General features: G+C 71.1%; 8 protein-coding genes. 1 reads left to right on the forward strand and 7 read right to left on the reverse strand.

What is annotated here, in order from left to right:
* The 7 genes from ABD52_RS35640 to ABD52_RS35670 all read right to left on the reverse strand — a co-directional run.
* The coding region (locus tag ABD52_RS35640) for a branched-chain amino acid ABC transporter permease (protein WP_235437662.1) at positions 1-1,166 on the reverse strand (1,166 nt) is incomplete at its 3' end.
* Positions 1,163-2,053, reverse strand: coding sequence for a branched-chain amino acid ABC transporter permease (locus ABD52_RS35645; protein WP_013288704.1), 891 nt, complete (start codon positions 2,051-2,053; stop codon positions 1,163-1,165). The genes ABD52_RS35645 and ABD52_RS35640, both read right to left, overlap by 4 nt.
* Positions 2,050-2,778 (reverse strand): ABC transporter ATP-binding protein, encoded by a 729-nt coding sequence (locus tag ABD52_RS35650; RefSeq protein WP_030269244.1) that lies wholly within the window; start codon positions 2,776-2,778, stop codon positions 2,050-2,052. Before ABD52_RS35650 ends, ABD52_RS35645 begins: the two co-directional genes overlap by 4 nt.
* Positions 2,779-3,522, reverse strand: coding sequence for an ABC transporter ATP-binding protein (locus ABD52_RS35655; protein WP_013288706.1), 744 nt, complete (start codon positions 3,520-3,522; stop codon positions 2,779-2,781).
* Positions 3,523-3,525: 3 nt separating this feature from the next.
* Positions 3,526-4,728 carry a substrate-binding domain-containing protein gene (locus tag ABD52_RS35660; RefSeq protein ID WP_047894638.1) on the reverse strand — a complete coding sequence of 401 codons (1,203 nt, stop codon included), beginning with the start codon at positions 4,726-4,728 and terminating at the stop codon, positions 3,526-3,528.
* A 216-nt stretch (positions 4,729-4,944) separates the two neighbouring features.
* Entirely contained in the window at positions 4,945-5,190 is a 246-nt protein-coding gene (locus ABD52_RS35665; RefSeq protein ID WP_047894639.1) for a hypothetical protein, read from the reverse strand.
* A complete protein-coding gene (locus tag ABD52_RS35670; RefSeq protein ID WP_047894640.1) occupies positions 5,187-5,489 on the reverse strand; it encodes a DivIVA domain-containing protein in 303 nt (100 codons plus the stop codon). Before ABD52_RS35670 ends, ABD52_RS35665 begins: the two co-directional genes overlap by 4 nt.
* Before the next feature lie 278 nt (positions 5,490-5,767).
* Between ABD52_RS35670 and ABD52_RS35675 the strand changes: the two genes are divergently transcribed.
* On the forward strand, positions 5,768-5,995 hold the full coding sequence (locus ABD52_RS35675) for a GntR family transcriptional regulator (RefSeq protein WP_013475183.1): 228 nt from the start codon (positions 5,768-5,770) through the stop codon (positions 5,993-5,995).
* Positions 5,996-6,091: the final 96 nt, after the last annotated feature.

The following is a 6,091-nucleotide window of genomic DNA, read 5'->3' on the forward strand; positions in this document are numbered from 1 at the left end:
ATCACCGCGGCCGTGTTGGCCGGGTCGGCGTTCTGGTAGACCGGCACGTCGGAGGCGTCGTCGAGCTTGGTGCGGTCCAGGAGCATCCAGCGCTTCGGCAGCTTCATGATGTCGTGCAGACCGGGGAAGAAGTAGACGGCCAGGATGAACACAGTGCCCAGGACGAACAAGGGCTGGCTCAGCGGGTGGCTGAGGAACGCGGGCAGGCTGTTCACCGCGTCGCTGCTGCCGAACGCGGTGAGCCGGTGGTCGAGGTACATGTAGAGGACGCCGCCCAGCACCGGCCCCCACCGCGTACCGGGGCCGCCGAGCACCACCATGACCAGCAGCGACAGCGTCAGCTCCGACGAGGTGATGTGCGGGCTGGCGCCGCCGACGATCAGCACGTAGACCACACCGCCGGCCGACGCGAGACCGCCGGCGAGCGTGAACGCGACGAGCTTGAACCGGTACGGGTCGAGCCCCAGCACCCCGATCCGCCGCTCGTCGTCGCGCAGCCCGGCGAGCACCCGCCCGGTCGGCGAGGCGCTGACCCGGTGCACCACGAGGACCACGATGGCCAGGTACGCCAGCGCCAGCCAGTACAGGTTCACCGTGTTGGTGACGCCCACCAGCGCCGACGGCAGCCCGGAGACGTCCAGCGGCAAACCCTCCTCGCCGCCGGTGAGACCGCCGAAGTCGCGGGCCACCAGGATCGCCCCGACCTGCGCGAACGCCAGCGTCACCATGGCGAACGCGATGCCCACCGTGCGCAGGGCCACCGCGCCGAGCAGCGCCGCGAGCGTGGTCCCGCCGATCACCGTGAGCACGGCGGCCTGCCACAGCGGCAGCCCGGCCTTGGTGACCAGGATGTCGGTGCCGTACACGCCGGCGGCGAAGTAGAGGGCGTGGCCGAAGGAGAGCATGCCGGTACGCCCGAACAGCAGGTCGTACCCGGCCGCGAGCCCGCCGAAGACCAGGCAGATGGCGAGCAGTTGCAACGTGCCCGGCGAGTTCAGCGGCCCCTCGAAGATCCCCGGCAGGTGCAGTGTGGAGTACGGCAGGACCGCCGCCACCACCAGCGCCACGAGCGGCAGGTACGGGCGCAGTCCGTGCCAGCGGGAACGCCCGGGGGTCAGTTCGTCGGGCACCTGCGCCGGAGGCGCGTCGACCACCGAGTTGGTCATGCGTGAGCCACCTTTCCGGCCAGGCCCTGCGGACGCAGCAGCAGCACCACGGCGAGCAGACCGACCACGCACAGGTCGCCCAGCCCGGACGTGCCGTAGTAGTTGACGAACTGTTGCAGCAGCCCCACCGCGACCGCCGCGTACGCGGACCCGACCACCGAGCCCATCCCGCCGATCACCACCACGATGAAGGCGAAGATCAGCAGCGAGCCGCCCTGCCCCGGCGAGACGGTGCCGAAGTAGACGCCACCGAGTGCGCCCGCAAGCGCGGCGGCGGCCCCGCCGATCGCGAAGACGAGCGTGAACGCCTTGCGCACGTCGATGCCGAGCGCCGTCACCATCTCCCGGTTCTCCACGCCGGCCCGGATGATCAGGCCGTACCGGGTCCAGCGCAGGAACGCCAGCAGCGCCCCGAGCACCACAGCGGCGGCGACGATCAGCAGCAGCCCGGCGTTCGGCACCTGGGCGCCGAGCACCGATGTGACGCCCCGGCTCCAGTCCGGACGCGGGAACGGCCGCGGATCAGCGCCCCAGGTGGCCTGGAGCAGCGCCACCCCGGCCAGCGACAGGCCGACGGTGACGAGCACCTGCTCGATGGTGCGGGAGTACAGCGGCCGGATCAGCACCAGCTCCACGAGCACCGCGACGAGCGAACCGGCCAGCACGCCGAAGACGACAGCCAGCACGAATCCGAATCCGTCCGGCCCGGCGCCGGGCAGGTTGCCCGCCGCCCACCAGGTCGCGTACGCGCCCACGCCGAGGAACAGCCCGTGCGCGAAGTTGAGCACGTCGGCGAGGCCGAAGACGAGGGACAGGCCCGAGGCCACGAGGAAGTACAGCGCCGCCAGGCCCAGCCCGGTCAGCGTCAGCAGAACCACTGTGTTCACGAGTGCACCTCCGCCGAACCCACACCGAGCAACGACTTCGTCAGCGCGGTCTCCAGCAGCAGTTCCTGGGCGTCGCCGGTCCAGGCGACCTTGCCGGCGGAGAGCACCACCGCGTCGGTCGCCAGCCGCCGTACCACCGCCAGGTTCTGCTCGACCAGCAGCACCGGAACCGATTCCGCCACCCGTTCCAGCACCTCGGCCACCTCGGTCACCACCTTCGGGGCCAGCCCTTTCGTCGGCTCGTCGACCAGCAGCAGCCGGTTGTCGTTCAGCAGCACCCGGCCGATCGCGAGCATCTGCTGCTGCCCGCCGGACAGCGAGCCGGCCCGTTGCCGTCCGCGCCGCTCCAGCTCGGGGAAGAGCGAGAAGACCTTGTCGTACGCGGGCGTGACGCCCCGCCGCTCGGCCAGCCGCAGGTTCTCCGCGACGGTGAGCGCGGCGAAGACGCAGCGGTCCTCCGGCACGTAGCCGAGGCCGTCGCGGACCAGCCGGTGGGTGGGGCGTGCGAGCAGGCTGCGCGCCCCCATGCGTACGCTGCCGCGCACCTCGCCGCCGCGCGGCGTCAGCCCGACGATCGCGCGCAACGTGGTGGTCTTGCCGACGCCGTTGCGTCCGAGCAGCACCGTCACGCCGGTCGGCGCGACCTCGAACGACACGCCCTGGAGGATGTGCAGCCCGGCGATCCGCACGGACAGATCCTCGACGGACAGGACAGGTTCGGTCATTTAGAGCGCCTCCCCCAGGTACGCCTCCTGCACGGTGGCGTTCGCCATCACCGTGTCCGGGGTGTCGCACGCCAGCAGCGCGCCGTGGTGCATCACGGCGATCCGGTCGGCCAGTTCCAGGATCACGTCCATGTGGTGTTCCACCATGAGCACCGCCCGGCCGCTGTCGCCGGTCAACGACTTGATCACGCTGACCAGCTCGGGCACGTCCTCGGCGCTCACCCCGGCCATCGGCTCGTCCAGCAGCATCACGCGGGGTTCACCGGCGAGCAGCAGCGCGATCTCCAGCTTGCGCTTCTCGCCGTGGGCCAGGGTGCCGGCGAGCGCCGTACCCCTGTGGTGCAGGCCGACCCGGTCGAGCGCCGCGTCGGCGGCGGCGGCCACCTCCCGGTCGGCCGCCGCCCGCCGCCACAGCTTCATCGAGCCACCCCGGTGTGCCTGTACGGCGAGCCGGACGTTCTCCCGCACGCTCAGCGAGCCGAAGACCGAGGACGCCTGGAAGGTACGCCCCAGTCCGAGCCGGGCACGCCGGTGCGGCGGAAGCGCGGTGATGTCCGCGCCGTCCAGCAGGACCGTGCCCTCGGTGGGCCGGCGCAGGCCGGTGATCAGGTTGAACAGGGAGGTCTTGCCGGCGCCGTTGGGCCCGATCACGCCGAGGAACTCCCCCGGCGCCAGATCGAGGTAGACGGAGTCGACGATGGCGACCTCACCGATCCGCCAGGTCAGACCGCGGGTGGCGAGCACGGGTCAGCCCTTCATCTGCGCGACGGGCGGCGCGCTCTCGTCACCGGTGAGCGACTTCTGCGCGGTCGCCGTGAAGGTGGTGCCGCTGCCGGAGAGCTTGGCCTGGTACATCGGCTGGAGCAGGGCGTGGTCCTCGGCGCGGATCTTCATGGTGCCCTTGACGCCCTCGAACTCCCAGCCCTCCAGCGCCTTGATCATCTTCTCCACGTCGTCGCCGCCCTCCTGCACGGCCCGGACGACCATCTGCGCGGCGGCGAACCCGTCCGGGTGGAACAGGTCGAGCGTGCCGCCCGGCACCTTCGCCTTCGCGGCCTTGGCGGCCTCGGTGTCGCTGGCGCCGTCGAAGTAGTGCGACAGGAACGAGATCTTGCTGCCGGCCGCGCCGAACGTCGGCCACGAGGCACGGATGTCCAGGCCGGTGACGACAGTGGTCGAGGCGAGGACGCCCTGCTGGTCGAGCGTCTGCCACATGGCGCCGGCGGTGGTGCCCGCCCAGGCGACGAAGAGCAGGTCCGGCTTGGCGGCCTTGATCTGGCTGGCGAACGGCGTGAACTCGGTGGCGCTGGCCGGGGCCCGGACGCTGCTCACGTTCGCGCCCGCACCGCCGATGACGGCCTTCACGGCGGCCTCGTTGGCGTCGCCGAACGCGCCGTCCTGCGCGAACACGACGACCTTCTTGCCGCCCGCGTCGCCGATGAACGACCGGGCGGTCACCACGTCCTGCCACGACTGCCGGCCGGAACGGAACGTGTACTTGTTCGCGCCGGTCACCGCGTCGGTGGCGGCCGGGCCGGAGATGAACAGCACCTTGTTCTGCGCGGCGATCGGCGCGACCTGGAGCGCCACCCCGGAGGAGGTGGACCCCGCGATGATCTTCGTACCCTTGCCGATCAGGTCCTTCGCGGCGGACACGGCCTTGGCCGGGTCGCCCGCGTCGTCGGCCTCGGTCACCTCGATCGTGCGGTCACCGACCTTGCCGGTGCCCTTGGTGGCGAAGTCGAGGCCGGCCTTGAAACCTTCGATGTACTGCTTGCCGTAGCTGGCGAGCGGCCCGGACTGGGAGTAGACCAGACCGACCTTGACCGGGGCGGCGTCGCCGCCGCCGGATGAGGTGTCCTGCGGGCTGCCACAGGCCGTGGCGGCCAGAGCGACCGCCACCGAGGTGGCGGCGGTAAGGAACACCCGTCGCGTGTGCCGGATCGTCATTGCGACTCCAGATGAGGACAGGGGGAATGTCAGTTGTCGGCTCACGCTAGAAGTGACGTCACCCACGGGCTATGTGGTCGGCGCACACAAGTACCCGTGACGGGATGGCCGCACGTTACAACGGCGGACATCGCCACGTAACCGCACCGACCCGGGATGGCCACACCCACCACGCACACCTCCCCGGCAATGTCGTCCCACGCCATCGCGCGCCGGTCACCGCCCGCCGCAGTCCCCGTCGTGGTCGGCCGCCCGAGCGCACCGCCGCCCACCGTCGCGCGGGCGGTCACACCAGACCCAGTGGCGTACGGACTGCTCGTCCTCCCGTGACACGGTGGTCCCGGCGCGCTCCACGTCGGCCAGGAACCCGAGCGCCCGGCAGATGGCCCGCGCGAACCCCCGCGCGCCGTCGAGGTCGGCCGCGAGCACCGGCAGGTGTACGACGAACCGCTCCCGGCTCACCGCTGCGCGCCCGGAGTGAACCGGGACTGCCAGCTCTTGAGCGCCGCCTTGATGCGCGTGTTCTCCTCGGCGTAGCGGGACGCGTCGCGCCGGGCCAGCGCCAGGTCACCCGCCACCCGGTAGAGGAAGGCGTGCACCTCCGCCGGGTCGAGCCCGTGCCGCACGGTGCGGAACCGCCGCTCGCGGATCTGCCCGACACTCAGCGGCCGGCACGACTCCGAGCGGTACCAGCCCTGGTTCGGCTGCCGCCCCTTGCCACGTCGCCGGGTCGGCTGAAACAGGTTGAGCACGTTGCGCACGCCGATCCTCCTCACTGAGCCGTGGAGGCGACCCGCCCGCAGACAGGGGACGCGGGCGGGCCGCCGACCCCGAGACCGCAGCCCGTTCGGCGGTACGACCCCGGAGCCCAATCCGGGTCCGACTCCCGAGGTTTGCCGAACCAACCGGAGCCGGACGCGGGTCAGCCTACCCAAAATACCTGTGTAGGTCGAGCGTCCACATCGGGCTTTCTAGTTGTTGCAGTTACTGGTGTAGGCCCGGCATGATCGGAGGTGCCGAACCGACCGGAGTCCTCACCATGCCCACAGCTGAAGCGCCATATCGTCAGATCGCCAACGAACTCGCCGCAAAGATCAAGAGCGGCGAGTTGAAGCCCGGCGACAAGCTGCCCTCGACCCGTGAACTCGCCGAGGCTTACGGCGTCCACATGAACACGGCGTCCCGCGCCCTCTCACTGCTGCACGATCGCGAGCTGATCACCGGCCAGCCCGGCCGCGGCACCTACGTAGCCGAACCCCCGAGCTGATCAACTCCACTACGCCGAAGTGGCGGCATCATCGCGCCCGGAAGCAGCCACTTCCCCGAAGTGGCGCCCACCCCGCGCGACAAGCCCCGCCACCAC

It is taken from the genome of Micromonospora sp. RV43 (genome assembly GCF_001029515.1).
Lineage (GTDB): Bacteria > Actinomycetota > Actinomycetes > Mycobacteriales > Micromonosporaceae > Micromonospora > Micromonospora aurantiaca.

Excerpts from the sequence above, each read along its gene's own strand:
- ABD52_RS35660 (WP_047894638.1), bottom strand. The coding sequence starts at position 4,728 with ATGACGATCCGGCACACGCGACGGGTGTTCCTTACCGCCGCCACCTCG.
- ABD52_RS35650 (WP_030269244.1), bottom strand. The coding sequence starts at position 2,778 with ATGACCGAACCTGTCCTGTCCGTCGAGGATCTGTCCGTGCGGATCGCC.
- ABD52_RS35675 (WP_013475183.1), top strand. The coding sequence starts at position 5,768 with ATGCCCACAGCTGAAGCGCCATATCGTCAGATCGCCAACGAACTCGCC.